Source organism: Octadecabacter ascidiaceicola, assembly GCF_900185015.1.
Classification (GTDB): domain Bacteria; phylum Pseudomonadota; class Alphaproteobacteria; order Rhodobacterales; family Rhodobacteraceae; genus Octadecabacter; species Octadecabacter ascidiaceicola.
Window position 1 is genome coordinate 315,001 of record NZ_FXYD01000004.1, and the last position, 24,219, is coordinate 339,219.

Consider the following 24,219-nt stretch of genomic DNA (forward strand, 5'->3'; position numbering starts at 1 on the left):
CTGTTGAAAAAGATCGGGATGAGGTGTGCCTAGGGGTGAAAGGCCAATCAAACTCGGAGATAGCTGGTTCTCTGCGAAATCTATTTAGGTAGAGCGTCATCCGAATACCCCGGGGGGTAGAGCACTGGATGGGTAATGGGGACTCACCGTCTTACTGATCCTAACCAAACTCCGAATACCCGGGAGTACTAGATGGCAGACACACTGCGGATGCTAACGTCCGTAGTGGAGAGGGAAACAACCCTAACCTACAGCTAAGGCCCCTAATTCATGGCTAAGTGGGAAAGCAGGTGGGACGACCAAAACAACCAGGAAGTTGGCTTAGAAGCAGCCATCTTTTAAAGATAGCGTAACAGCTCACTGGTCTAAATAAGTTGTCCTGCGGCGAAGATGTAACGGGGCTCAAGCCATGAGCCGAAGCTTAGGATGCACATAGTGCATGGTAGCAGAGCGTAGTGTGAAATAATTCCATGCGTCCTTAACTTCCTTCGGGAAGTATTGGACGCAAGGAATTTTCGATGAAGCCGGCCTGTGAGGGATCCGGTGGAGAGATCACTAGTGAGAATGATGACATGAGTAGCGACAAACAGGGTGAGAGACCCTGTCGCCGAAAGTCCAAGGGTTCCTGCTTAAAGCTAATCTGAGCAGGGTAAGCCGACCCCTAAGGCGAGGCCGAAAGGCGTAGTCGATGGGAACCTGGTTAATATTCCAGGGCCAGATGGTAGTGACGGATCTCGAGGGTAGTTCTTCCTTATTGGATTGAAAGGGCTGCTTAGAGGTTCCAGGAAATAGCTCCATCATTAGATCGTACCCTAAACCGACACAGGTGGACTGGTAGAGAATACCAAGGCGCTTGAGAGAACGATGTTGAAGGAACTCGGCAAAATACCTCCGTAAGTTCGCGAGAAGGAGGCCCAGTTTCTACGCAAGTATTGACTGGGGGCACAAACCAGGGGGTGGCGACTGTTTACTAAAAACACAGGGCTCTGCGAAGTCGCAAGACGACGTATAGGGTCTGACGCCTGCCCGGTGCCTGAAGGTTAAAAGGAGGAGTGCAAGCTCCGAATTGAAGCCCAGGTAAACGGCGGCCGTAACTATAACGGTCCTAAGGTAGCGAAATTCCTTGTCGGGTAAGTTCCGACCTGCACGAATGGCGTAACGACTTCCCCGCTGTCTCCAACATCGACTCAGCGAAATTGAATTACCTGTCAAGATGCAGGTTTCCCGCGGTTAGACGGAAAGACCCCGTGCACCTTTACTACAGCTTCGCATTGGTATTAGACACAACATGTGCAGAATAGGTGGTAGGCTTTGAAGCAGTAACGCTAGTTATTGTGGAGCCTCCTTTGAGATACCACCCTTGTTTTGTTTGATATCTAACCGCGGTCCGTTATCCGGATCCGGGACCCTGCGTGGTGGGTAGTTTGACTGGGGCGGTCGCCTCCTAAATAGTAACGGAGGCGCGCGAAGGTTGGCTCAGACCGGTCGGAAATCGGTCGTTGAGTGCAATGGCAGAAGCCAGCCTGACTGCGAGACTGACAAGTCGAGCAGAGACGAAAGTCGGTCATAGTGATCCGGTGGTCCCGAGTGGAAGGGCCATCGCTCAACGGATAAAAGGTACGCCGGGGATAACAGGCTGATACTGCCCAAGAGTCCATATCGACGGCAGTGTTTGGCACCTCGATGTCGGCTCATCTCATCCTGGGGCTGGAGCAGGTCCCAAGGGTATGGCTGTTCGCCATTTAAAGAGGTACGTGAGCTGGGTTTAGAACGTCGTGAGACAGTTCGGTCCCTATCTTCCGTGGGTGTAGGATATTTGAGAGGAGTTGCCCCTAGTACGAGAGGACCGGGGTGAACGTTCCACTGGTGGACCAGTTGTCGTGCCAACGGCAGTGCTGGGTAGCTATGAACGGACAGGATAACCGCTGAAGGCATCTAAGCGGGAAGCCCCCCTCAAAACAAGATATCCCTGAGGACCGAGGTAGACTACCTCGTCGATAGGCCAGAGATGTAAGTGCAGCAATGCATTCAGTTGACTGGTACTAATGGTCCGATAGGCTTGATTTGATCCAGTAGAAGCAAGGCATGCCTTGTCATACAGATTGATGAAAGTCACACATTACACACACAATAGTTCAGCGTACGCTGACTTGGACAACACTTGATTGTATCGAATTCCTTTTTTGGTTTGGTGGTCATAGCACGAGTGAAACACCTGGCTCCATTCCGAACCCAGCCGTTAAGCACCGTTGCGCTGATGGTACTGCGTCTTAAGGCGTGGGAGAGTAAGTCACTGCCAAACCTAATAAGGAATTCGCTCTATTGAGTGTATGTATCTCTCTTCGATGACAAAATTACGATTAGGTAGCGCGGGATGGAGCAGCCCGGTAGCTCGTCAGGCTCATAACCTGAAGGTCGTAGGTTCAAATCCTACTCCCGCAACCACTGACAACGAACGCCCCGCAGTTAACCTTGCGGGGCGTCGGTCGTTTTTACCTACCACTTCCATGATCGCACCCAATTCACCGTGCAATTCAATGTAAGCGTTGCATCTGACCCCTTATTTTGGGTGTTCCCTTAGTTCTGACCAACGCCCATATTGGCGGTACGCCAATACAAGAACACGAAATGTGGCACTAACGATACCTCGGGTCCTTGCAATTGTTACTATCTGAAAAACCCGAAACTGACGGCTCCTTACCCCAAATCTTGTTGCCCGCTCTTTTGGGGTTTTTCTGAAAATACTCATTTCGCTCAGAAAAATAACGATCTATTGCCGCCTTGGCCTCATCTTTTGAGGCATAGTTGCTGTTATGAATGACTGCGCGGGACATACCGCTGAATACGGCCTCGATGACATTTAGGAACTGTGCTCCCGCTGGCAGTGGTGCCAGTTCTACCTTCGGCCCACCCGCGTTTCGAGGACGCGAGTTTTCATGTTCTATGTTTTCAATCAACTTCTTTGAAACGTGCCAAGATGCAGCATCCCAAGAAAGAAAAATCCGACCAAGGTGGCTGTACTTCACTCTCAATAGGTTCAGCAGCTTGATCATCTCGTCTGTGTTCTTCTTCTTGGAGTAGAAGTGAGTAACTTGGTTAGTCGACAATTCCAAAGCTGCGGTCATTATTAGTGAACCTTTGGACTTCTGAAATTGCGGTACCGTGAACGGTTCACCAGGGGGAACAAGCTTTTTTCCTTGTCGTTGTTTTACAGCGAACGGACCGTATTCATCGATCGAGAAGAACCCCTGATCTCTTTTCAGAGCCCCCAGAATTTTTTGTATTTTTGAGAGCTTCTGACGGTATTCTGGATCATTGCTGGTCAAAACCTTGCGAGCCTTTAACCAACGATAGCCTGCATCTTTAACTATCCGTCGTATCGAATGTTTGCCAACCCGCACACCAGATTTTTCTACGGCTTCCTGAAGTTCGTCCATTTTCCATGTCGTTCGATTGAACCCAAAATTGGATGGGGGAGCATGCATGACCTGAAAGACAACCTTCTTGACGTCCGGCCTGTCCACAACGCAGCAATAGCCGGGTGCTCTCACACAGTTCTGAAGTGTGCCGGTATCGCTTAATTGTCGGACCCATCGGTAGTATGATGACCGAGGGATACCGATACGCTGAAGTGTTGCCCTAACTGAGACTTTTGACGTCCTTGTTAGCTTAATGACGGACATTTTTTCTTTCTCAGACAACCTATTTGGAAAGACATTCAACGCCTCTCGGGTGTTTACAAACAGTGCTTCCAACGCAACGAGTTCGGCGTTTTGACGCCGAACTGCCGACTGCGGTTTTCTTGGAGTTTGCTGACGGAGCGCCTTCCGCTTAAGACCCAATGTTCCCGCAAGAATAAAGCGCTTCCTCCAGTTGTAGTAAGAACTCTCCGGAATGTTCTCTCGTCTACAGAGCTCCGCAACACTGCAGGTGCCTGCTAACCCAGCTATAACAATCTGGGCTTTAAAGTGCGCGGTATGAGATCTCCTCGAATTTGCAATATCTGACATTGATCGCTCCAGCATTATCTCGATCTCTGAGAGCATAGCATACGTCGCCGATTGAGATCGGCATGGCCCAAACGCGTTGCGGAAGATTTCGTCGCTTGCTCCGCCTAAACCGGTGGTAGTTAGAAGCCCCAAGTCTTGAAAAATGGATCAGTAGCAAGAGCGGGGTGATTGCCGGCGATTGCTGAATAGGTTTTTGCAGCGGCTCCATTTTGCTTTGCGCTAAGTATCTGGATTGCCTTTGGAAAGAATACTTTGAGTGGGAAGGACCCATTATCATGTTTTAGATAATTCGAGGACTGCTTCAAAAAAGTTGAGTCGTTCATAAGGGCGAAGTGGTAGTCCAAGACCCGTTCGCATGCCGGACTATTTGCGGACCTCAGCAACTGTACGTATTCTCTCGCCGCATGGCCGGATGCCCCGTGCAATCTCGGATAAAGCCCTGCAATGGCTCGTCCTAGCCAGTAGTCATTCTTCCAAACCGGATACAGCTCCCTTGCGTGTTCCAACAACTGGTCTGGAGTTCCCACTCGCCCCAATAATAGCGAAGCCGCGTACGCACCAATCACGCCTTCTTTTTTTAAAATTGCGACGGCTTCTTCAAAACCAGTCAGCAACTTCGGAGTACGTCTTAGACGAGAATGAACACAGAAATTTGCGAACTCGATATGTGCAACATCATCTACGAACACGCCGCTCTTTAAGACTCGGAGTAACTTATTGAATGCGTCATTGGGTTTGTTCGTGTGCACCAATGTTCGAATGGCAGTCGCCCGCATACCCGGCTGCTGCTTAGTAAGCCAAATTAGGTCGTCAACTGGAGGATGGACATCGCATTTACGCATGAGCGTGAAAATGCGTTTTTGGATCTTTGATCCATTGCCTTGCACAAATGGGGAATTGTTCGAAGGTCCACCAGTAGCTCTGCGACTAAGCCAGCGCTCGTACAAGGCGGTGAGGGAAAGACCTATGCGCGGCTTAAGTACGTCAAAGAAAGATGTCAGTTCCATTAGTTTTGCATAACGATCCAGGTCGCTATTTTCTTTGACACAGAAGTGCTTAAACGCCTCGCGTTGCGTCAAGATTTTCGTCTTGGCCGAGTTCAGCCGGAGTTGCCGTGCTTGCAGCGTTAAGTCGATATCCCGGACAGCTTGCTTTGCTTCAACAATGGTTCGAACTCCGAAGTCAATGTCGTCCATAAAGCGAGCATAGTTGCGGTATGAGTGTTTCTCGACAACTCGGTCCAGCTCAAAAAGCATGGCGTTTGCAAGCACTCGTGGAGCCTCCGTTTCGATCTGGGGCATGCCCATTTCCTGTCTGGGCATATAATCAGGAACCCATGCAAGTTCGTTTAGAAGATAGATCAGAATGTCCAATACCGCCTCATCAACGTCGTCGCAAAGTGAAGCAACAATGTTGCGTAGGTGCTTGAAATTTATGAAGTCATAAAAATTTGCGACATCAGTAATTACGACGAATTTGTTCTCTCGTGAAAATTTGAGTACCTGCTTCTGAAATCGCTTCCAAGAAGCCACGGCACCATAGTCGTCATCGGAGATCGTCATCTTGCCAGCGGACCACTCCATGTCGCCAGGTTGAAAGAAGGCTGCCTTGGACGGGGAGTTGCGAATGATCTGAGAGTGTAATCGGGAGGATAGACACTGCAATATGATCAAGTCTTGCGGCCTCACTAGCGTCATCTGCCGGCACAACCCTCGAGATTTTTCCACAAGGTAAGTCTTTGGCTTGCTTACTTGATAGGCAGCCTCTGAAATCTCCTGAGACATTTGATGACTAAGCGTGCCGATGTCGTGATCGACGTCCCTGAATTCTATTAGATCCCAGAGTACCTGTTTTCGCAGTTGCGGCTTCACCTTCTTTTTCCATGCGGAAATCAGTTGGCTTGGGCCTGTGCAGCTTTTTATGCTTGGCTCAGAGAAAACAAACTTCGGGGACCGCATTTACTGGGCCTTTGCAAAAAAATCATTTCGGCACCTTGGCTTATAGTGCTCAATAGAATTTCACGATATCGGCAGAGATTAGTATTGGGAAGCTGTTCTTCTGCCGATATTGCAATGCATACAACCAGCTTAGCGTTGCGAACGTTGGTCCAGAAGAAACTGATGCAAGAAGCGGCGAGATGTTTGGTTTTCGCCCCCTCACCCACACAGCAGTAAGATACGAATGTTGCCCGCCCGGTAACTGCCGGACGAGGATTTGGAAACAATACGTCAGTTTCTATTCGATTCCAAAGCAACCACTTGGACAGTTCCAGGGAAGCAACTCGTCATACCGAGAACGGGGATGCCCTTTGGCCATCTGCTCGAAGACCCAGGTTAGATAAGCATACGGTTCCGCGCAGGCAGACTGGATTTCTTGCATTGGTTAGTTTCATCCCATGTTGTCCGCGAACGCGGCTTCATTGGTCGCGTCCGATTCATCAGACGCGTTTTCACTTGATTTCTTGGTGGTGTGATGGGATGAAGATAAGGAGATCGTAATACACAACGATTTTGAGGCCTTTGAGGATCGCCAAAATCCTCGAGGCCTTACTTATATCAAAGCCCAGCCGTCTTTAGTTCATTGCGCCTCCTGAGATGCTTCAGTTTGAGGATACCTATCTGGCCAAAGTGCCTCGGGGGTTGTTCCAAGTATCTCTGCAATGGCTGACTGTATTTTGTGAGATCGACGGTAACCTTGAGAAACAGTGCTCACCGAACTCTGCGCAACGCCGATGGACTTGCTGAGCGCGCTTAGGGACCATCCAGCAATCTCTAAGCGTGCTTTGATGAGAGCATGGCGCTCCAAATCAACCCGGAGTTCGCGTTTCTGTGTTCGGCTATGATTATCGACTATCACTTTCGAGAACCCGCATCTTGTCAATCTGACGATTCCCTCAAGAGGTTTCAGATTTTTGAGAACATTGCAATACCGGTATTTATATAAGTAATTGATGTGGAACGATAATTCTAACACATTTGCTAACAGGCGGGTTAACATTCGAGTGTTAGCTTGGGATTATCGGAGCTCTTTCAACGAATTACCCGACCGACTAGAAATTCGAAAACTTTGGCAAATGGCAGAAAACAATTTTGATTTATTTGCTGCGCTCTATGATGAGCCCATATTTCTATTAGAAATTTGGAGACAGAATGCGGTTTGTCGAACACGGCCCAAATATTCCTGATCAGCTTTTGGAAGCTAGAGATCGTGGTGAGGTGGTTTTTTTGTGTGGTGCTGGGGCTTCATACCCTGCAGGCATGCCAACATTCAGAGGACTCACTCAACATGTTCTTGATGAGTTAGGGACGCCGGAAGACGCGAAATCACGGCAACTCTTTAGTAAATGGTTGTTACCCAATGCAGACGAAAATTCTGCTCCCTCATTCGATGGTATTTTTAACCAACTTTATTCGGAATATCCTCATGGGGAAGTGGATTATTGCGTCGCACAGAAACTGAAGAGTAACCCAAAAGCCAACTTGAGCGCGCACGAGTGTCTGTTGAAACTTGCGACCGGGCCAGACGACAAGGTGAGGCTAGTCACAACCAACTTTGACCTACTTTTTGAAAAAGCCGCTTCTGGCAAGGTAGAAACACATATTGCACCCAAACTTCCTGACTTGGGTTTCGAAGAGAGCTTTTCCGGGATTGTATATCTTCATGGACGTCTCAACTATCGCATAAGGCGTCATGAGGGCAGACATGGGCTAGTTCTTTCCAGCTCAGATTTTGGCAGGGCATATTTGTCCCAGGGTTGGGCAACACGCTTTTTTCGCGGAATTCTTGAGAAATACACCGTTGTTTTGGTGGGTTACTCAGCAAGTGATCCGCCGGTTAAATATCTGCTGCAAGGCCTGCGCGCCGCTGATGGAACCAATACTGGGCGACTGTACGCCTTTGACTCTGGCGAACACCATGAGGTCGATGCCAAATGGAGGGACACGGGCGCAATACCGATTTCATATGTCACAAATAATCGAGAACACTCGGAACTTTGGGATTCGCTTAAAGGATGGTCCATTCGAGCTGAAGATCCCGGCAAGTGGTCCGCAGATGTCCTCAAATTAGCGTCACAGAGGCCGCAGGATTTGGATCCTATACAACGTGGCAATGTCGTTGCCCTTGTGAACACAGACCCTGGGGCGAAGCTATTCGCCGCCATGGAACCTCCCGCTCCGGCAGACTGGCTTTGCGTGTTTGATCGCGGACTACGTTTAGCGGACAAGGTTGTCAGCTACGACGGAAAAGAAGTCTTCGATCCTTGGGAGAACTTTCGCCTTGATGGTGATGTACGAAAAGACCCTGATGCGGCCAACAACGCTCCTATCATCGGTGATGACATTCTGTCTCAAGAGACAGGCACTTCAGACGGATCAGTGACACGTGTCGCAGGTTTCGATTTTGGAAGAACCATCCCTACACCCGCAAGAGTTATTCACCTTTCGAATTGGATTGGAAAACAGGTCGATAACCCAGTGACTGCATGGTGGGCTTCGAAATACCCAGCACTTCATCCAAATTTGCTGCATCAAGTCGAGTGGCAATTGCTTCGCGACAATTCGGTCCCAAACGAACGGGGTAAGAAAACATGGGAGAATTTACTAGATGTTTTTAGGGCTCGGCCAGTCGATGATCATGATGGTAGCTGGTTTGACTATCAGAGGGAGCTCAAGGCATTTGGCTGGTCACAGCGGATTGTCAAACTTTTCAAATCTTCAACAAAGCCAAAGTTGAAGGCGTCTTCTCAGTTGGGTATCGAAGCGATACGGCCACCAACTGATGTCTGGGATGATTACCCCAACGGCGTCGTTCGGTTTGAAGTGAAATTCGTTCAACGCCATGGCGTAGATGAAAGTATCCCTTCGGAATTCCTTCTTCCCGTCTATAGAGCCTTTCGGCAAAATTTGGAACTGGCAGCCAATCTGCTTAACCAAGTTGATACAAAATACTGGAAGACCAAATCGCTTTACCCTGATGAACACGAAGCGGATAGATACCTTGATGAGGCAGACAGCTACCTGCTTTGGTTCGTCGAGTACTTGGATATCGTGTGCGCTGAACATGCGGCCTATCTGATGGAGGATTTGAAGAATTGGCCTCAGAATGACCCCTATTTTTTTGACAAGCTCCGTCTTTATGTTTGGGCAAAGCCTGATCTAATTGAGCCGCTTGAAACCTTAGATGGAATACAACAACTGACTGATGAGTCTTTTTGGAATCCCTATCACCGTCGTGAATTACTACATCTGTTCAGGTTGCGATGGTCAGGGTTCCCAATAGATCGTCGAATGGCGTTAGAAGAGAGAATTGCCAAAGGATCGACACGCTTGTCGGCTGATCCGGAAGGGCAACGAGTCAGAGCCGTTACTTCAGCGTCGATGTTGGACTGGCTGCACCAAAATGGCTGCGATCTTGATGAGGCAACTCATCGAAAACTGTTGGCGCTTCGAGAAGCGGATAAGCGGTATAGACCCGAATGGGCCGCAGATGCTGACGATAGCCACGAAGGGCGATCCGGCATGGTTGTGACCAAAACTGACCCATCGGCGATCAAAGATTTGCCTGCAGCGAGTGTCATACAAGCAGCTACTGCATTGTCAGGACGACATTTCGAAGACTTCACAGAGTTGAGGCCATTTGCAGGACTTGTTGAAGAAAACCCGTTGAAAGCAATCACCGCGTTAAATCTGTCTGCGCGCGCTGAAGAGTTCCCCGAAGAGCATTGGCGAACAGCGATAGGTTCGTTCCCCAAGGAAGCGTCACTTCGACTACAGTTCCTATTTGTCGGTCGTCTAACCAAACTGCCTCCAGAGACGCTCTTTTCACTACGGCATGAGCTTTTCAGCTTTGTTGAGAACAGGTTCGTGCCGCTGATTGCCGAAAACGCTGATCGGACTTTTACACTTCTTGATCAGCTTTTGGATGTCCTGTTGCTCAACGGGCCCGCAGCTACCGAGAGTGCAATCGGAGAGGTCTCTGTCGCGGGGAGGACGGTAAAACGATCCCGTAGGACAACGGATCACGCAATCAACAGTCCAACTGGCAAGGTTACGGAGCTCCTATTCGCCTATCTGGATAGTCTCAAGTTGGGAAGAGCGGCGGGTATTCCTGACTGCATCAAGACAAGGTTAGAAAGGCTTTATGCGTCGCCAGGCGAGGGGTCTGACTACGCCGTTTGTGTTACAACGCGCAGATTGCGCTGGTTGTATTATCTTGATCCAAACTGGATTGAGAAACGAGTTATACCCTGGTTCAATCTCCAAAATCCGGCAGCTGAGCCCAGTTGGAACGGTTATCTCTATGATAACACATTGCCGGCACCAAACCTGTTCGCCCTCATCAAGGATAGTTTTTTGGAAGCCGCAGTTCACGTACACAGGTGGAATTGGGGAGATCGATTGCCGACCAAGATACATGAATTCTTGATCTTGGCTTGCTTCCGTCATGGTCGGCAACCTGCATACATTACGTTTGCAGAAGCTCGAGCCGTCCTTCAAAAGACCGATGATGCGGGACGATCCCATTCCATTTGGTTCCTGGCTCGATTGGTCAAGGACAAGAAGAAGTGGCGAACTCGGGGGAAGCCTTTTCTCGACAAAGCTTGGCCAAGGGAGGCTATCTGCCAAACGTCTGAAACTTCGCAGAGATTTTTGTCGTTGGCAGAAGAGGCCAGGGACAATTTTGACGAAATTGTCTATGCAATCTTGCCGTTTCTGGTGTCAATCAAACGTCTTGATATGCACCTCTATACTCTGAAGAAAGATGACACCGATAACCACTCGAACTTACCGGCGGTATACCCCGTGGCAACTCTTGATCTGCTGGACCGTGTCGTGCCAAGCGAGGCAGAATTTGCGCCATATGACCGTCAAAGTCTTTCCAGCGTTCTTGAAATGATAGGCACAGCAAAGCCAAATCTGCGTCAGACAGAAAAGTGGAGGCGTTTGAACCGGATAGCAATCCAAGTATAACGTTGTTCCCGCCGCCCTTAGATATAGGTGAAGCGGATCTTACGGCTTAGCGGGAACACCGGCGGGTAGGCATGAACCAATACAGGAAGGTTAAGCGTTGAGAACTATTAATGACATACTTAAAAAATACCGCCAGCCTCAGGTCATGACCGTGAGGTTCGACGATCAAAGTGGCTGGCTCACACCGTTCGCCGAGGAAGCTCAGGCCATATGTCAGGCCAATGGAGCAACTTTCGTTGTGTTGGAAAGTGGAGGCATGAATGCAGTCGCGATCCAAGATGAAATCGAAATCGTCGGTATGTATGCGGGGATGTTTTGGGTTTTATGCCGCGTTGCAGCGGTAGCGGCGGAACGCGGGGTTTTTCCTGCGATGAAAGGGGAAGCCGAACCAATCTGGGCCCCTGATCCTATGCGAACGAAACAAGCGCCGCGTAGACTTCTCCAGGAGTCCGATCCTTTCGTTTGGGCTATAGAAAGTGCCGGCTGGAGAGACGCTCCCGAGCGTCAGATGCTCTTCTATTTGGTGCTGAAGCTCTTGTTTAGGTTTGTTGTTTTCCATGAAGTTGGGCACCTGAGAAACGATCATGGTCGACGAAAACAATCAGCCATTTCAAGCCCATTGCTTATGGATCGCCGCGCACCTCCTTTGATCGATCCTAAGAAAGCAATTCCTTCTCAAGCGCGTGAAATTATCGCCGACGGCTATGCGTTCCAGAACACATTCACCACGCTTGAGACGATGTTGTCAAAAGCTGGTGAATTCGACCTGATTAAAACCTATAAGAAACGCCTTTTCAAAAGCGAAAGCGACACGATCACATTTGTCCTAACGATCATTAATCTATATTTTAGAATTTCAGATAGATCTGACTGGCGTAATCAACCGATCGATCGCTTGTCACACCCGCCTGCACCTTTTCGCATGAAGGCAATATTGGCACTTTTGATCGAAGATAAAAGTTTTGGTATCGACGAGAGAACATCAATGAATGCAATTCAAGGTGCGGTTATGAGTGGCGATGCGCTGATGAGCGTTATGCTTGATGTTTACCCCAATCCAAATTGGTTGAAAGAAATTGATACGCCTGCTTACGATCGCCACTTCAAGCGGCTTTTCTATGAGTTCCCGCGTTGGTGTGGTCGGTTGACGCACTAGCCTTCGGATAAATGACACCTCATAAATTGTTACGGTGTTCGACATCTGACCAGTGTCTATTAACTGGTAGTTGCCGAGCTCGCCTAGCAATTCTCTCGTATGTAGTTGGCATGAAATCCCAAACATCGACGCCAACGTTCACTGAATTCCGAGAGCCACGCCAGTTATTGTGAACGTGGCCAAACAGCTGCAAGGCCTCTCGTCTCGCATGATTCCATGTAATCATAGGGTAATGGCAAAGTGTGTTGCGCTGTAGTTTAGGTCCATCCGGCACTTCCGCTAAGTGAGAAACTGACGCCCAATCCAATGCCTGCGTCAAGGCACCGTCGTGATTGCCGATAATCAAGTGCCGCCGAGCCCCGGGCAGCTGGCAGAAGATCTGTTGAAGATAGTTAGAGTCTTTAGCCGGTGTGCCAAATGCGAAGTCCCCAATGATCCAAAGATCATCTTCTGGTTTCACAACCTTCCACATATTTTCCAAGAGGACACCATCCATATGGGACGCTGATTTGAAAGGCCTATTACAAAAGGCGATTACGTTTTCGTGTCCGAAATGGGTGTCTGCTGTATACCAATGCGTCATAGTTTTAACTCGTTGTCCTTGATCTATCCATTCTCAGGCAGCGACTGGACGTCGCGTTCCCCTGGGGGTGACGCGCTTCCAGTCTAATCCTTCAAAAAGTGCTTCAAATTGAGCTCTCGTTAGGTCGATGACGCCGTCCGTCATTCGCGGCCATTCAAAGCCTTTCCCTTCGATGCGCTTGTAAGTCATGATCAACCCGGTTCCATCCCAGACTATAAGCTTCAAGCGATCAGCACGTTTAGAACGAAAGATGAAGACTGCACCGCTGAAAGGGTCGAGGTCAAACTCGTTCAAGATGATCGCAGCCAACCCATCCATACCTTTGCGGAAGTCGACTGGCTTGGTCGCAACATAGAATTTGAAATTGCCTGTTGGTGTGATCATTGCTTCACCCGAAAGGTCCGAATGATCTTAATAATGCCGTCTACCGGATAGTCGACGGGCAATGTCAGCTCAATTCCCTCAAACTTTAGCCGTAGCTCGCCAATAGTATTGTCGTTAGACAGGGGCGTTTCTTGAATCTGGATTTCCGCGAATGCTGGTTCTTGGTCTGCTTCGATCTGCTTTAGGACGTGGTGTGCATTTGCGCTTTTCCAATCGTAAACCATTGGAAGGGGGATCTTACAACCGGTGGCGACTTGGTTGGCCGTCAACTCATTAGTCATCAACTTGTAGACGATGGCCCTCTTAAAGAGCGCGGGCCAAAGCTTCTTTCCGGTTTTCGAAACCGGGATGGAATATCCAAAGGCGTAGAAGACATCTCCTATCTTCTTGTCGCTCGAAAGCTCGTTTCGGGTGTGTGCGTTCATGATGCTCGTGTCCTCTTGGACGCATCATAAAATCAGGACGTTCTTGAGGTAAGTTGCTATCTAGGGGGTCAGATGCAACGCTTACAATTCAATGTCAAAGTCAGTGTTTGTTGGGTAAGCGTTGCATCTGACCCCCAGATTGCCATCTTACGCTAACTCGGTCGAACCAATACGATACCCAAAAGGATAGCGCCGTGTGATGAACGGGCGTGATCTGCTCAACTGACGACCGGATAGATGCAACGCTTACAACAAACTCGAACGCATATGAGAAGAGCACTCCATAGAAATTGCTACGATTGGTCATTATGATGACGTGGTCGTTGATGGAGCAATAATCTGTACGCGTGGCGACCGTCGCAATTTCCCGAAAAGCTGGGAGATTTGATCTGCGGAACCCATCAGGGCAAGGATCAAAGCCGCGCAAACAAGCCAGACACATGACCGCTTCTGACAAATGAACATATCAGATCAAATTGATCCTGAAGTGCACGATCTAACCACACCGAATTTTCGCGGCGGTTGCATACGAATACAATTGCCGCCACCATCACTTTCATTTGCGGAATGGCACTATAGCCAGGAAAAATTAGGGGGAGAATGGCGCTGTCTGGACTTGATTTTCGACACGGTGACCAAATCGCCATCCGATCTGCAAAAGGTGATTTTAGCTTTAGTGATTTGCATCGGTTGCGACCGCTCCTGCACCTTACTTTGGCAAACCATACATCGATGCCCCCCAGCCGGATTCTCGGCTGCCTGAACGATGATGTAGACGCGCTATTTGCACTTCTGTTTCTGACCGAGCTATCGGACTACATGCCGATCAATCCGGCGCTATCAGACATGGAAACGGCAGAGCTACTCCGGTCTTCGAAGGCAGAGCTTTGTATCGTGTCGAGTTCTTTGGTGGCAACCAAATCACAAGCGCTTTCGGCAAGCCCGATAGTCGTGTGGGAGGACCTCCTCGATGAGGCAATGAAGGCTATGGGCACTGTTTCGCATCGTCCGAGTGGTCCCGATTGGCCGATGCATGGCCGATTGATCCTACATACGTCCGGATCTACTGGAACGCCTAAACGCGTACCTATCACGCTGGAGGCGATGAATGCTTCCGCCCGTAACATCGCGGTCGGACACGAATTGCGGGAGGATGATCACGCGTTGAATGTCCTTCCCACGTTTCACATCGGGGCGCTGGTTGACGTGATGCTAGCACCATTCGCGGTGGGCGGGTCTGTCTCGATTACAGACCAGCGCTCGCCCGAAGGTTTGATCAAAGCCCTCATTGAGCAACGTCCAACTTGGGTACAAGTTGTTCCGACGTTGCTACGGCGTCTGGTTGAGGATGTCGCACCGGACCAATTGGCTGAGGCAGGCCGCTCACTGCGCTTTATACGATCTATTTCCGCGCCTGTTCCCGTAGATTTGAAGGCCCAAGTTGAAAAGGCCTTTGGCTGTAGCGTGATCGAAATGTACGGCATGACGGAAACCGCCGGTCAGATATCGACGAGACCGCGGGCGACCCATGGGGCCAAAGCCGGCGGCGTCGGGTCGGCGGTGGGTGTCAACGTTGCGATTATGGATCGCTACGGCAACATCCAGAAAACCGGTGAACCCGGAGAAGTCTGTGTTCAGGGGCCGACCGTGTTTGCCGGCTACGAAGGCATTCCAAAAGAAGACGTGTTTTTTGAAGACTGGTTTCGCACCGGCGACTTGGGCGCACTTGATGAGGACGGTGTCCTGTTTCTTCGGGGGCGATTAAAGGAAATGGTGAACGTTGGCGGTGAAAAAGTCTCTCCGTATGAGGTGGAATCCGCTGTTCTCGAGCTCTCTGACGTTGTCGAGGCGGCGGCCTATGCACTGCCCCATCCGACATTAGGTGAACAGGTGGGGTTAACGATTGCGGCGCGTGGCGATGTTGAGGAAGCACGGGTCAAGTCTTTTCTGGAGAGCCGCATTGCGGTGTTTAAGTGCCCCAATTCAATCACTGTCGTCGAACAGTTGCCACGGCTGGCCAATGCGAAGGTGGATCGCCTTTTGCTCAAACGCACAGCGGAGGTTGAATGGCGGGAGCGCCAATCTTCGTTGCGTGGTTCACGAAACACTTTGAATGACACGGCTGAAGCCCGTCTGGTCGCCAAACATTGGGTTCGTCTTTTGAATTGCCGTCCACCGTCAGGGGATGACGACTTTTTTGATATGGGTGGGGACAGTCTCAGTGCGACCCAGTTGTTAATAACCTTGGAAAAGGCGCTGAACCGGCAGATTTCACCTAGTCAGTTGTTTGACGCCCCAACTTTTTCTGGTCTCGTCTCAGCCTTATCAAATGATAGTGGGACCACCAAGGAACGTCTTTCAAGGCCCCTCCGGTTCATTCAAGAAAAAACGGCAGGCTGGCCGGGGCAGGTGCTGGCACCCAACGGGATTCTGCGGTCGTTGGGTACGCTAAAACGCGGTCATCCTTTGTTCTGGTCGTCACAAGCGCACGTCGAGATTGATGCGATTCTCGCCACCATTGGAAAAAACCGCCCTTTACACGTCACTGGGTCGTTGCGACGTTTTCCAAGGCGAACTGAGCAGGACTTCAGGGTACTCGGGGAACATCTCGCTGATGAAATCTCGAATATCCAACCGAAGGGTCCAATTGTGCTCGGGGGGTTTTGCGGCGGTGCTTGGGTTATGCATCATGCGGCAGAGATATTGCGCGCACGCGGGCGCAATATCCGCGCGTTCATCAGCTTTGATTATTGGCCTGCGCGCGAAATTCAGTATCCAATGGTCCATTGTATGTCCCACTGCGAGATCAATTCGGCACGTGTGCATTTTGCGCAGCACCATTTGACAGAAAACCTACTCCACCGGGGGGGAACTATGACGTTAGAAGTGGACAGCAAACATCGTTTTGACGCCGAAGATATCGCGCCGCATCTGTCTGTCCTAAATGGGATCATAGAAGGCACGGATCACGTTCCATCTGCTGAACCCATCGACACGGGTATTTGGTCTTTGAAGCGGCGTCTGGACCCACCGAAAGCCCGCGTCAAACTCATCAAGTCACCCAAGATTTACACTCCATCCCAGAACGCACAGATCGAGGTTGAGGTCACAAACATGTCGGATGTGGATTGGGCAGCGACCGAAATCAGCGGCTTGTCGATTCAGGTCGATCTAATCAATCTGGACGGACATGTGCGCAAAGCCAAACTGGCCTATGGCAGGTTATCCGAGGTGGTTCCGGCGGGGGGGCGTGTTAGGTTCTCCTTTGATGTGATGTTTCCGGAAAAACGGATACCGATGTGGCTGTCGTGCAGCCTGGTCAGCCAAGGCTTGAAGCATTTTTCAACGCGGGCATCGGGGCGGCGGCGGTCAATGATCTTTCCCAATCTGGTCAAAGCCAGCCGTCTTATCGCGTCAAAGTCACCGTAATGCCTCGCGGCCATTTGTGCCCGAACATAGCGCGGTATGTCAGTTTATCTGAATTGATATCCGGCACCTTGTCCGCCAGTTGGGCACATAGTTCCGTCACCATTGTTACGGCGAGGTTTTCTCCGAGGCATTTGTGCCGCCCGCGCCCAAAAGTAAAATCGTCGCCAGTCGCGCTTCCGTCGTTCGCGCTGGAAAGGGACAAAAACACTGGCGTGCCTGCAGTTAATGTCTCTCCGCCTATGGCTATATCTTCGGAAGCGATCCGTGCAATTGCTTGTCCGGGCGTGTCCGCGGTGATTGCCGTGCGCACAAATTCTTCTGCGAGAGCCTGCGGTTCTTGGGCGTAGCGCATCATGACAATACCCACAGCCGCTTCGACGTTTTCCACGCCATCTGCAAGAAAGAGCAACGCGTTATCAATGATTTGTAGGTCGCGTTCGTCCTGCCCAAGTTCGTCTGGATACGTCGCATCCAATGCGTTCAGCAAACAGGGCGCTAGATCCTGGCGTCGTGCCTCAAGGGCCTCGCCCAAATGATTGCGCGCCAGCGCTAGCGCTTCATTGGTCTCGGCAAAGGTCTCCGCATCAAAGGCTGGGGCGAAAAGCCGGAACAGGGCAGAAGTACAGCGTTTCAAATCTGACGCACAAAGGTCAATTCCGATAAATGCCCCCATGACTTCAACGACAAACCTTCGTGCTACATCTTCAACCAAGTGGTAGGACTGCCCCACGTCCATGGTGCGGCAATGCCGCGTGGCGATGTCATGGATCTGCCCCTTAAAGTCGCGTAGATGACGAAAGAACGCGCGGCTTGCCCATTGTCGTGTTGTTACGTGAAGTGGGCCATCAAGAAACGGTAGAATATGGGACGCGACAGAAGCAGCAATATACTTGTCCTTGTTTTTGGCAGCCAGTGCGGAAAACCGTGATGGTTGGTTGGACAAGGCGGAGCTGGAAAATGCGTGCTTTACGTCCTCCGGTTCGAGCAACAAGACGCCGCCGCTTGAAAGGGGGCAAACGGGCCTACGCGCCCGCAATTCGCGGGACAGGTCACGGAACCCCGCAATGGTCGCGGGATCCGTCAAAGTTAGCACGTCAACTGGTGACGGGTCCCCATCGACGTATCGCTTTAGCCGCTTCCAAATGGTCTTCATCCAAGTGCTTTCTGATCGTTTCGCGATCTGCCTGTGACAGTACGACGCCACAGGCCAGTTTTGCCAGAATCTCGATGTTGTAAAACCGCATTGCAGCAGACAGCATGAAGACTTCGCTCGTCAAATCTGCGGTTGTAGATGGGGACAACATGTCGGCCAGATTATCTGAGCCAAGTCGCACCTGGAGACCTGCGGCGCACAGATCTAGAACCCGTGCGATAGAATTTCCGGTCGGGGCTACAATCGCCCGCAATTGCCGCATGCCGAGCGCCGCTGAGGGACAGCAGATGACGCCAACGTGTGACGCGCGAAGCCGCTCAACTAGCTCTTCCCATCTTGATTGCGGATAGGCGCTCGGCGAGATCATGTGTACTGCCCAGATTTTGGGCGCATCAGCGGCCCCAAATGCCAGACGCTCATTTTCGATCACGTCTAGCAGGCGTTCGGTCCCATTTTCATTAGGATGATTGACCTGATCGACATGCACCTGAAGGTCCAAATCCCGCTGATTGGCAAGGTCGAGCATACGGCGGCAATTCTCTTCATAACCGATATGGTCAGGGTAATCTGTTTGGTCGTCCCGTTCTGGTAGGCATCCGATAAAATCCGCAAGCTCCACACCACGTTCGAAAAGCGCCCAGCGGTCCGGTTCGTCATCACGAAACCCTAGCGGCGAATAGACCGCGCGCCTGAAGTCAATCTGCCTCTTGCGCGCATTTGCTATGTCTTGGGTTTGCTCCAAAACCCGCAGTCCGAGACCATCAGCGGTCACATCAATGACGCTGTCCGCCCGCCGCGTGTTACAGGCGACCATCTCGTCTAAACTTTGGTTCAACCTCGTCGATAAACGGCTTGGTTCATACTCGGCACCATTGTGGAGACCCGAAATCAACCCATGTTTTTGCTGCAACGACAAATGGGCGGTGTGGGCGTCTGCTCCAAGTGTATGTGATCGGTCCAGATGTAGATGCGCATTAAGGTAGCCGCCGAGATCGGCGACCTGCGCTTTGAGGTCGGAGTAGAAAGTGGTTTGAAACAAATTCAGTCTGTCCAAATTGGAAATCTATGCAAAGCAATAGTATTTGATCGATACTCCCATAAGCTTCCTGAATGTCCAGTTAGTATTTCCGCTGCAATGCAGCAGAGGGACTAACCGAATAGCAGCTTTGGGCCTTCCTCCCTAACGGCACTGTTGATGTAGGTTTCAAAAGCTTCAAAAATCGCTGCTGTGTTTCTGTCCAAAACGAAACGTCATCGCATCACAAACGGATCTGGAATTGGGTCGTCACTGGTGCGCAACCAAACGGCTTTGACTTTGGTGTAGTCGAGCGCAGCTTGCAGCCCACCTTCGCGTCCATGGCCGCTAAGGCCGTGGCCTCCAAACGGGGCAATCGGACTTACTGCGCGATAGGTGTTAATCCAGACGATACCAGCCCTGAGTTTGCGGATCATTCGGTGCGCGCGGGTTAGATCGCGGGTGAATACCCCTGACGCCAGACCAAATTCGGTGTGATTTGCGAGCGCCAACGCCTCGGCTTCGGTGTCAAACCCTAGGACAGATAGAACTGGGCCAAAAAATTCATGGGTTAGGCATGGCGCGCCGTGTGCGTTTGAGCAATCGAGGATTGTCGGCGCGAAGAATATGCCATCACGCTTCAGCGGCGCGCCACCCGCGACAACGACCGCCCCAGCTTCGACAGATTGTTCGATTAGGTTCACCGCAGTATCGCGTTGCGCAATCGTGCAAAGTGGACCGACTTCGGTGGCCATGTCATCAGGGGCGCCGATCACTACTGCGGCGGCCTTTTCCGCAAGTTTTTCCAGAAATACATTTTTAATCTTGTTGGAAATAATCAGCCGCGACCCCGCAACACAACTTTGCCCTGTCGCCGCGAAAATGCCCGACACCTGGGCGTTTACAGCTGAATCAATGTCCGCGTCTTCGAACACGATAAACGGTGATTTGCCGCCAAGCTCTAATGAGGTCGAAGCAAGGTTTTCAGCCGAATTGCGCACAACATGTTTCGCGGTCTCGGGTCCGCCAGTGAACGCGATATGGTCAACTTTAGGATGACTCGTCAGAACTGCGCCGCATTCGGCGGCAAAACCCGTGATGACATTCAGAACGCCCTTTGGAAAACCAGCCTGATCAAAAATGCGCGCGTATTCCAACATTGGGGCGGGGGCTTCCTCGGAGGCTTTCAGAACCACAGTGCAACCAGCTGCAAGGGCAGGGCCGATCTTCACCGCAGACAAGAATAGCTGCGAGTTCCAAGGTACAATTGCTGCGACAACGCCAATAGGTTCGCGGCGCAACCAGACTTCCATGTCGGGTTTGTCGATTGGCAGATGTGACCCTTCGATCTTATCGGCCAAACCCGCGTAATAACGGTAGTAGTCGGCGACATAGGCAATCTGCGCAGATGTTTCGCGAATGATTTTCCCAGTATCCCGCGTTTCCAGCTTTGCCAAAACCCCGGCGTTTTCGGCGATCAAATCGGCCAATCGCATCAACAGCTTACCACGTGCAGTCGCGGTCATGTCTGCCCATTCAGGCGAATTGAAGGCTCGCTCAGCCGCCTCGATGGCGTTATTTACATCGTCTCTTCGGGCTTCGGGCATCAGCGCCCAAACCTGCCCTGTAGCCGGATCACGGCTTTCAAACTGCGCGGCACCATCAGAGAAGCCGCCGTCGATATACTGCTGGAATTTCTGCATCGGTCTTCCTTTAGGCAAACGCGGGCATAACGTCGTTGATGAACCGTTGAAGCGAGGCTTTCTTACGCTCAAAACTCATTCCGCTGTCGATCCAGAACGAGTATTCATCATAACCCATTTCTTCAAAGGCCTTGATCCGCTTGATTGCACCTTCTGGGGGGGCGATCACATTATCGCGCAACATGGCCTCGGCGGTGTAAAAAGGATGCGCGGCGATGTCTTTCGGTGTCAACGGGTCTATCCGGCCCTGGCTGACCTTGCGCTCGTTCTTAAACCACGCGCCGAAGTTACAGTAGAAGCCGTTGATTTCCTCGGCGGCCTGCTGCGCGTCTTCTGTATCTGTTGCGATGTAAGTGTGGTTGAGTAGCATGATCTCGGGGCGCTTTACGTTTGGAAACTTGGCGCATGCGGCGTTGAACGTATCCATCAACTTTGCAATCTCGCCGTCGCCTTGCCAAAGCGGCGTCACCTGAACATTGCAGCCGTTCGACACGGCGAATTCATGGCTGTTCGGATCACGCGCGGCGACCCAGATTGGTGGCCCGTTTGCTTGCATCGGTTTGGGCGACGATGTTGTCGTGGGAAACGAATGATATGTACCCTTTTGGGCGTAATCACCCTGCCAAAGCCCCTGTATGGCGGGGATAAGTTCACGCATGCGTTGACCCGCATCCCATGCGTCCATACCGGGAACCAGGCGTTCATATTCATAAGAATACGCGCCCCGTGCGATGCCAAGGTCCAGTCGGCCGTTGGTGATAATATCGCTCATTGCCGCTTCCCCAGCCAAGCGGATTGGATGCCAAAACGGTGCAATTATTGTACCGGTGCCAAGGCGGACATTCTTGGTTTGATGCGCCAAATCGACAAGGTTGAGAAACGGGTTCGGTGCAACCGTAAAATCCATACCGTGATGTTCGCCCGTCCAGACAGCGTACATGCCACCGGCGTCCGCGATCTTAGCCAGCTCAACGAATTCGTTATATAGCTGTCTTTGGTCCTGATCTGGTGACAGGCGCTCCATATGAGCAAAGAGGGAAAACCGCATCTGCCTACTTCTCCTTTAGAACTGGGCGCACTTCGCCGCTGTATTGATCGCCGTAATACATGCCAAAATTGCCTAGCGGACTTTCGGTGGCGAACCTCTTCAGCATCGACAAGATTGCAGGATCGGAAATGCCCGCAAATCCAGTAGCTGTCATTGGAACGAAGGCGCCCTTTGTCGGCTCGCCCTCTGCGGTTTGGCACATAAACGAGATATGCTGATGCTTCACATCTTCAAACACCGAATAGACAAACCCAGGCTCAGCCATCAATCCAGTCGATGCAATAAGCTTCGCTAAAGCGGTCGATACGCCTTCGGACGTCACCTGTTGTTCAGGGAGTGCCAAGCCACCTTTGCCGTCATCAAGCAGTAAAACTTCTCCGTTCCGCTCAATCAACGCGGACACGACCAAGTTCGCGCTGGGCTCGATAGCCTCTGCTGTTGTGGATGGCGTCACATAGGCCCCACGGACATAGCCAAGACCGGGTGTCGCAGTCGTTTCGAACTCTTCGACTTGGCCGATCAGAATTGTGTGGTCACCTGCAATGACGGTCTTATGCATACTGCAATCGAACCATGCCGTGACACCCGCCAAAATCGGTGTGCCGTAAGACCCCTTGTGCCAGTTAACAGATGCAAACCTATCCTCAACCGGCCGAGCGAACGTGTTGGAGACATCGATTTGATCTTCAGCGAGGATGTTAACGGCAAAGCCTGTCGCCTTTACCAGCGTGTCCAGATTTCGTGACGTATTCGCGACGCAGACAAGCACCATTGGCGGGTCGAGCGATACTGACGTAAACGAGTTCGCGGTAAAGCCAATTGGCGTGCCGTTCACATCACGGGACGTCACGACGGTAACGCCTGTCATGAACGTTCCAAAAGCATTTCGAAGGGCGCGGGGGTCGAACTTCGTCACAGCTTTTCCAATCTGGTTTCTGGCCTTTTGAGCCACGCGATCAGCTGCGCATTCACTTGCGCTGGCGCTGTGAGGTTCACCATATGTCTGTGCCCTTCTTCGATCACGACCGCCCGACCGTCTTGCGCTTGTGCTGCCATCGCTTGGGACATCTCAGGGGTCGAGTTGCGATCGCCGTCGCCTGTAAGTGCGAGGAAGGGGCAGGCAATCTGCGATAGCTTGTCTGCGTAGGTCCTGTCGCCAGAGGCAAATGCCGAATAGGCCGTGCCATATGCTTCAGGATCGACAGCATTGAGCCATTCTGAACCCTTGGCACGAGCCGTAACATCCGTTGCTGAGGTGCCAAACCAGCGTGTTAGAGGCGTTTCGATATCGATCTTGCCGTGACAAATTTCGGCTGCACGGGCAACGACAGCGGCATGGGCTGCCGCATCACGGCGATAAACCCCGTTCAAAAGTGCGACGCGGCGGGTCATTTCCGGGAAGGAAACAGCATATCCCGCTGCGATGAGCGCACCCATGGAATGCCCCGCGAGATTGATTGGCCCAAGGTCAAACGTTGAGACAACATCATCCAACCACTCGACATAGGCGGGCAACGCGCTGGTCGGGGGCAAAGGATCACTGTCGCCATGTCCGGGCAGGTCGACAGCTAGAACGCGATAGTCGCTTTGCAACGCGTCTATCTGCGGCCCCCAAGCTGCTGACTGCATACCGACACCGTGCAGCAAAACCACGGGCTCGCCTGCGCCGTGATCGCTATGCGCAATAGTCGTTCCCGACTTAGACAGACGCAGGGTTGTCAACGTCATGGCCTAGTTCCTTTAGGTCTTGATAGCGATCACCGATCCTGTGATGCGGGCGACCACCAATTGATGCGCCTAGGGCGACTAGAATCTCGTCAGCTGCAGGCGCGTCAGCCACGGACGTTTGGATCGTCAAATAATGTGACCTACGGCCTCCATCGTTTTTGTCCATTAGCGGTATCATGAGCGGCGCGTTTGCTGGACCACGTGTATTGCAAAACGACAGGTAGGACTTTGCCCCAACGGCGTTGCGATAGTGGTTTCCAAAACGCAGTGTGTGGATCAGCGCCGACGCATGCTCAATCTCGCCATTGAGTCCGACAATCGCTGATTTACCATACCCTTCGACTTTTTCACCGCCGCCAGCGGCGTCAAGCACCATACTGGTTAGCAATTCGCCAAGGCCAGAGGCGCAATCATGGATGGCTGGCGAAAGATCTTCAACAAACCCCTGACCCGCCCATGGGTTGCGGATAACGGCCATCGCCGCGATCAGAACCAGCGGCTGTTCAGCCACCTTACCACCTTCGATAAGTGTGTTCTCAACATGAAGAAGTGTCTTTCTGATTTCTGCGGGCATCGGTGGCTTCCCTTAAGTGATCTGGTTTTTCAATATTGTG

General features: G+C 51.4%; 16 protein-coding genes, 1 tRNA gene and 2 rRNA genes (1 of these 19 only partly in view). 6 read left to right on the forward strand and 13 right to left on the reverse strand.

Annotated elements, in window-relative coordinates; translation table 11 throughout:
* The 3 genes from OCA8868_RS13410 to OCA8868_RS13420 form a co-directional block, all read left to right on the forward strand.
* Nucleotides 1-2,067: ribosomal RNA gene (locus OCA8868_RS13410) — 23S ribosomal RNA — on the forward strand (it extends 767 nt beyond the left edge of the window).
* Nucleotides 2,068-2,187: 120 nt separating this feature from the next.
* A 5S ribosomal RNA gene (gene rrf / locus OCA8868_RS13415) occupies nucleotides 2,188-2,302 on the forward strand.
* 66 nt (nucleotides 2,303-2,368) lie between these two features.
* Nucleotides 2,369-2,445: transfer RNA gene (locus OCA8868_RS13420), tRNA-Met, on the forward strand.
* Nucleotides 2,446-2,636: 191 nt separating this feature from the next.
* On the opposite strand, the gene OCA8868_RS13425 is transcribed toward OCA8868_RS13420, so the two are convergent.
* From OCA8868_RS13425 to OCA8868_RS17050, 4 genes are all read right to left on the reverse strand, one after another.
* Nucleotides 2,637-4,010 carry an IS630 family transposase gene (locus OCA8868_RS13425; protein ID WP_179214859.1) on the reverse strand — a complete coding sequence of 458 codons (1,374 nt, stop codon included), beginning with the start codon at nucleotides 4,008-4,010 and terminating at the stop codon, nucleotides 2,637-2,639.
* A gap of 119 nt (nucleotides 4,011-4,129) precedes the next feature.
* Nucleotides 4,130-5,968 carry an RNA-directed DNA polymerase gene (locus OCA8868_RS13430; protein WP_093997081.1) on the reverse strand — a complete coding sequence of 613 codons (1,839 nt, stop codon included), beginning with the start codon at nucleotides 5,966-5,968 and terminating at the stop codon, nucleotides 4,130-4,132.
* A 277-nt stretch (nucleotides 5,969-6,245) separates the two neighbouring features.
* A complete protein-coding gene (locus tag OCA8868_RS17045) occupies nucleotides 6,246-6,389 on the reverse strand; it encodes a transposase domain-containing protein (protein ID WP_093997082.1) in 144 nt (47 codons plus the stop codon).
* A gap of 198 nt (nucleotides 6,390-6,587) precedes the next feature.
* Nucleotides 6,588-7,007 carry a helix-turn-helix domain-containing protein gene (locus OCA8868_RS17050; protein ID WP_093997083.1) on the reverse strand — a complete coding sequence of 140 codons (420 nt, stop codon included), beginning with the start codon at nucleotides 7,005-7,007 and terminating at the stop codon, nucleotides 6,588-6,590.
* Between the two features lie 152 nt (nucleotides 7,008-7,159).
* On the opposite strand from OCA8868_RS17050, the gene OCA8868_RS13445 reads away from it, so the two are divergent.
* Nucleotides 7,160-10,981 (forward strand): SIR2 family protein, encoded by a 3,822-nt coding sequence (locus OCA8868_RS13445; protein WP_093997084.1) that lies wholly within the window; start codon nucleotides 7,160-7,162, stop codon nucleotides 10,979-10,981.
* Between the two features lie 97 nt (nucleotides 10,982-11,078).
* Nucleotides 11,079-12,137, forward strand: coding sequence for a M48 family metalloprotease (locus OCA8868_RS13450; protein WP_143849631.1), 1,059 nt, complete (start codon nucleotides 11,079-11,081; stop codon nucleotides 12,135-12,137).
* 616 nt (nucleotides 12,138-12,753) lie between these two features.
* Here OCA8868_RS13450 and tnpB read toward each other — a convergent pair.
* Entirely contained in the window at nucleotides 12,754-13,104 is a 351-nt protein-coding gene (tnpB, locus tag OCA8868_RS13460) for an IS66 family insertion sequence element accessory protein TnpB (RefSeq protein ID WP_093997087.1), read from the reverse strand.
* A complete protein-coding gene (locus OCA8868_RS13465) occupies nucleotides 13,101-13,529 on the reverse strand; it encodes a hypothetical protein (protein ID WP_093997088.1) in 429 nt (142 codons plus the stop codon). Before OCA8868_RS13465 ends, tnpB begins: the two co-directional genes overlap by 4 nt.
* Nucleotides 13,530-14,129: 600 nt before the next feature.
* Between OCA8868_RS13465 and OCA8868_RS13470 the strand changes: the two genes are divergently transcribed.
* Nucleotides 14,130-16,958: an AMP-binding protein gene (locus tag OCA8868_RS13470; protein WP_093997089.1), complete on the forward strand. Its 2,829-nt coding sequence runs from the start codon at nucleotides 14,130-14,132 to the stop codon at nucleotides 16,956-16,958.
* On the opposite strand, the gene OCA8868_RS13475 is transcribed toward OCA8868_RS13470, so the two are convergent.
* The 7 genes from OCA8868_RS13475 to OCA8868_RS13505 all read right to left on the reverse strand — a co-directional run bounded on the left by OCA8868_RS13475 (nucleotide 16,936) and on the right by OCA8868_RS13505 (nucleotide 24,179).
* A complete protein-coding gene (locus OCA8868_RS13475) occupies nucleotides 16,936-18,111 on the reverse strand; it encodes a cytochrome P450 (protein ID WP_143849633.1) in 1,176 nt (391 codons plus the stop codon). The genes OCA8868_RS13470 and OCA8868_RS13475 overlap by 23 nt on opposite strands.
* Nucleotides 18,053-19,165, reverse strand: a complete 1,113-nt coding sequence (locus OCA8868_RS13480; RefSeq protein ID WP_245848248.1) for an amidohydrolase family protein — start codon at nucleotides 19,163-19,165, stop codon at nucleotides 18,053-18,055. The genes OCA8868_RS13475 and OCA8868_RS13480 overlap by 59 nt, the downstream gene beginning before the upstream one ends.
* A 197-nt stretch (nucleotides 19,166-19,362) precedes the next feature.
* Nucleotides 19,363-20,829, reverse strand: coding sequence for an aldehyde dehydrogenase (locus tag OCA8868_RS13485; RefSeq protein WP_093997091.1), 1,467 nt, complete (start codon nucleotides 20,827-20,829; stop codon nucleotides 19,363-19,365).
* Between the two features lie 10 nt (nucleotides 20,830-20,839).
* Nucleotides 20,840-21,877: an LLM class flavin-dependent oxidoreductase gene (locus tag OCA8868_RS13490; RefSeq protein WP_093997092.1), complete on the reverse strand. Its 1,038-nt coding sequence runs from the start codon at nucleotides 21,875-21,877 to the stop codon at nucleotides 20,840-20,842.
* A 4-nt stretch (nucleotides 21,878-21,881) separates the two neighbouring features.
* Entirely contained in the window at nucleotides 21,882-22,745 is an 864-nt protein-coding gene (locus tag OCA8868_RS13495) for a flavin reductase (protein ID WP_245848255.1), read from the reverse strand.
* Between the two features lie 44 nt (nucleotides 22,746-22,789).
* Complete coding sequence (locus tag OCA8868_RS13500; RefSeq protein ID WP_093997094.1) at nucleotides 22,790-23,605, reverse strand: alpha/beta fold hydrolase; 816 nt, start codon at nucleotides 23,603-23,605, stop codon at nucleotides 22,790-22,792.
* Complete coding sequence (locus OCA8868_RS13505) at nucleotides 23,577-24,179, reverse strand: amino acid synthesis family protein (RefSeq protein WP_093997095.1); 603 nt, start codon at nucleotides 24,177-24,179, stop codon at nucleotides 23,577-23,579. Before OCA8868_RS13505 ends, OCA8868_RS13500 begins: the two co-directional genes overlap by 29 nt.
* Nucleotides 24,180-24,219 lie beyond the last annotated feature (40 nt).

What these genes read in the sequence shown, in the direction of transcription:
- OCA8868_RS13425 (WP_179214859.1), bottom strand. Translation starts at nt 4,010, where the DNA reads ATGTCAGATATTGCAAATTCGAGGAGATCTCATACCGCGCACTTTAAA.
- OCA8868_RS13430 (WP_093997081.1), bottom strand. Translation starts at nt 5,968, where the DNA reads ATGCGGTCCCCGAAGTTTGTTTTCTCTGAGCCAAGCATAAAAAGCTGC.
- OCA8868_RS17045 (WP_093997082.1), bottom strand. Translation starts at nt 6,389, where the DNA reads ATGCAAGAAATCCAGTCTGCCTGCGCGGAACCGTATGCTTATCTAACC.
- OCA8868_RS17050 (WP_093997083.1), bottom strand. Translation starts at nt 7,007, where the DNA reads ATGTTAACCCGCCTGTTAGCAAATGTGTTAGAATTATCGTTCCACATC.
- OCA8868_RS13445 (WP_093997084.1), top strand. Translation starts at nt 7,160, where the DNA reads ATGCGGTTTGTCGAACACGGCCCAAATATTCCTGATCAGCTTTTGGAA.
- tnpB (WP_093997087.1), bottom strand. Translation starts at nt 13,104, where the DNA reads ATGATCACACCAACAGGCAATTTCAAATTCTATGTTGCGACCAAGCCA.
- OCA8868_RS13465 (WP_093997088.1), bottom strand. Translation starts at nt 13,529, where the DNA reads ATGAACGCACACACCCGAAACGAGCTTTCGAGCGACAAGAAGATAGGA.
- OCA8868_RS13470 (WP_093997089.1), top strand. Translation starts at nt 14,130, where the DNA reads ATGGCGCTGTCTGGACTTGATTTTCGACACGGTGACCAAATCGCCATC.
- OCA8868_RS13475 (WP_143849633.1), bottom strand. Translation starts at nt 18,111, where the DNA reads ATGAAGACCATTTGGAAGCGGCTAAAGCGATACGTCGATGGGGACCCG.
- OCA8868_RS13485 (WP_093997091.1), bottom strand. Translation starts at nt 20,829, where the DNA reads ATGCAGAAATTCCAGCAGTATATCGACGGCGGCTTCTCTGATGGTGCC.
- OCA8868_RS13490 (WP_093997092.1), bottom strand. Translation starts at nt 21,877, where the DNA reads ATGCGGTTTTCCCTCTTTGCTCATATGGAGCGCCTGTCACCAGATCAG.
- OCA8868_RS13495 (WP_245848255.1), bottom strand. Translation starts at nt 22,745, where the DNA reads ATGACAGGCGTTACCGTCGTGACGTCCCGTGATGTGAACGGCACGCCA.
- OCA8868_RS13500 (WP_093997094.1), bottom strand. Translation starts at nt 23,605, where the DNA reads ATGACGTTGACAACCCTGCGTCTGTCTAAGTCGGGAACGACTATTGCG.
- OCA8868_RS13505 (WP_093997095.1), bottom strand. Translation starts at nt 24,179, where the DNA reads ATGCCCGCAGAAATCAGAAAGACACTTCTTCATGTTGAGAACACACTT.